We start from the raw sequence: 2136 nt of genomic DNA on the forward strand, positions 1-2136 counted from the left end.
AATGTCTTTTACAAATGATTCCGTGCTCTTCTTCTTTGATGTTCCCATAATTAAATCTAACGTTTTTGATGAAAACACTCCTTAAGTTTTTAAATTATCGTGTCCACTTTTTGCTGACGATTTACAAACGGATGACATATCGGATACCACGAAATATGAAGACGAGTTTGTGGATCAGCATACATTCAAATGGTATTCCAAATCCAAAAGGAAACTAAGCAGTCCGGATGTTATCACCATCCAGTCGCAGGCCGAAAATAATATTCTTCTTCCTCTTTTTGTAAAGAAGAGCAATGATGAAGGACAAGATTTTTACTTCATGGGGATGTTGACATCGAATCCAAACTCTTTCGTACAAGAAACTATGGGAGGGGAGAAGCCAGTTTCCGTAGTGAAATGTGAATTTACTATGAATACCCCAGTAGAAGAAAGTTTGTATCGATACATTATTTGAAAACTCATAATTACTTCACAGATTTAGTTATATTATACTGTTCTTTCTTATCTCTTAGCTCAATAGCTTTATTTAAGTAATAATTTGGAATAGTTTTAAACTCATCCCATTTAACAGACTGGATGTAAGAACTGTCTCCTGAATAAATCCAACTTCCATTACACAATCTTCTATTAGGTTCCTTAACATTAAACATATTGTCTTTTAGAATTTGAAAAAGGACAGTTGTATTATAACTTGTACAGTTACAAACCGAATCTTGAGTAATATAATATTCATAACTTCCCCACTCATCGGGTAAAACAACTGCTAAAATTCCATTCGATAAACTTGTCCGACTATTTCTTGTATATTCTTTTAGAGAATAAGAAATCTCCCAAGGCATCCATTGGTTTCTTTCAGCATTATAGGTTTTCATACCTTTTGACACCAAAACAATTGTTATAGAACTATCGTAAATTTTATCTCTTAGTGCTGATGCAATAAATTCATCAGAAAAATCTGCTAAACTTTGACCGTCATCTTCTCCTTTATATATATGATCTTCATTGTCTAATATCTTAGTCAATTCATTTACATAATGACGAGCTTTTGTTGGAACTTTTACATTTTGTCCAAGCCAATTTAATTCATAGATATTTAAATCTTGAACTTGCGTATCTCCATATTTGTAAGAGACGAATATTTTTTTTCCCATTACTTTGCAATTTTTTGAGCGATTGAAACAATTTGCTTAACACTCTTAGGTAAATCACTTTTATCTAAAGTCAATTCAGTCAAATCTTTGAATAACTCTTCTGTCAAATTATATCTTAGGAATTCTGCTGATATCATATCAAAAATTTCTTTTGCCATATAGCTTGTATATGAGATAGGTATTGGGATTAATCCATGTTCTAATGCAATTTCAAATTCTCTTTTGACACCACCTGCATTAATAATATTTCCATTATCATCCTTATTTCCAAATAGAATAATTGAAACTCCTGCACGTGAAATCATGTTTTGTCTATATTCTTCCCATAATTCTCTTAATTCTTTTCCTCCTGAAGGAAATTGAGGAAAAGGTTTTAAGATCAATTGATTTTCAGAATATTTTTTAGGTTCTGAGTAAACAGCATCTAATGCGCCATTTATGACAGCACTTCCAACACCTAAACCAAAGCCATTCACTACATTAAAATTCTTTTTAATTAACTCTCTAGACAATAAATGAATAAAGTTTTGAGCTTCTAAAGGAGTAAAATCACCGTATTCAACGGCACTTCCAGAAATAAAAATGGAATGAGAATTATATCGCTTTTCAATTTCTTGTAATATTAATGTAATATCAGGATAATCATCAATCAAAATTGCAGTTATACCAAATCTCTTCAATTCAGTAATAAATAAACTTTGCTTTCTAATATTATAATCTAATTCTGCTTGATCTCCTTTAAAATCAGCTAGATTATGTTTTTTTAGAATACAATAATGTTCTCTATTTTTTTGCTTGTACTTATAATTGAGTCTACTTAGTACATGATCTATATTAGGATCAGTAAAACTAAATCCTATTGTACGTCTTCAAACTAAATTAGACACATTAGGATGGAACCTTAAGGAGACTTTCGAGTTATAAATTTATTAATTTTTGTTGATTATACAATTGTCTTCTTTTATTCAGAGAATCGATTTTTACC

General features: G+C 30.4%; 2 protein-coding genes and 1 pseudogene. 1 reads left to right on the plus strand and 2 read right to left on the minus strand.

Features of this window, described 5'->3' with window-relative positions; translation table 11 throughout:
- Positions 1-109: 109 nt before the first annotated feature.
- Positions 110-454: pseudogene (locus H8B17_RS20455) on the plus strand (DUF3427 domain-containing protein); the annotation flags it as partial.
- Positions 455-464: 10 nt separating this feature from the next.
- Here H8B17_RS20455 and H8B17_RS20460 read toward each other — a convergent pair.
- A complete protein-coding gene (locus tag H8B17_RS20460; RefSeq protein ID WP_190311100.1) occupies positions 465-1151 on the minus strand; it encodes a TIR domain-containing protein in 687 nt (228 codons plus the stop codon).
- Entirely contained in the window at positions 1151-1831 is a 681-nt protein-coding gene (locus tag H8B17_RS20465; protein ID WP_223816714.1) for a hypothetical protein, read from the minus strand. The genes H8B17_RS20460 and H8B17_RS20465 overlap by 1 nt, the downstream gene beginning before the upstream one ends.
- Between the last annotated feature and the right edge of the window lie 305 nt (positions 1832-2136).

This window comes from Sphingobacterium arenae, assembly GCF_014692505.1.
Classification (GTDB): Bacteria; Bacteroidota; Bacteroidia; order Sphingobacteriales; family Sphingobacteriaceae; genus Sphingobacterium; species Sphingobacterium arenae.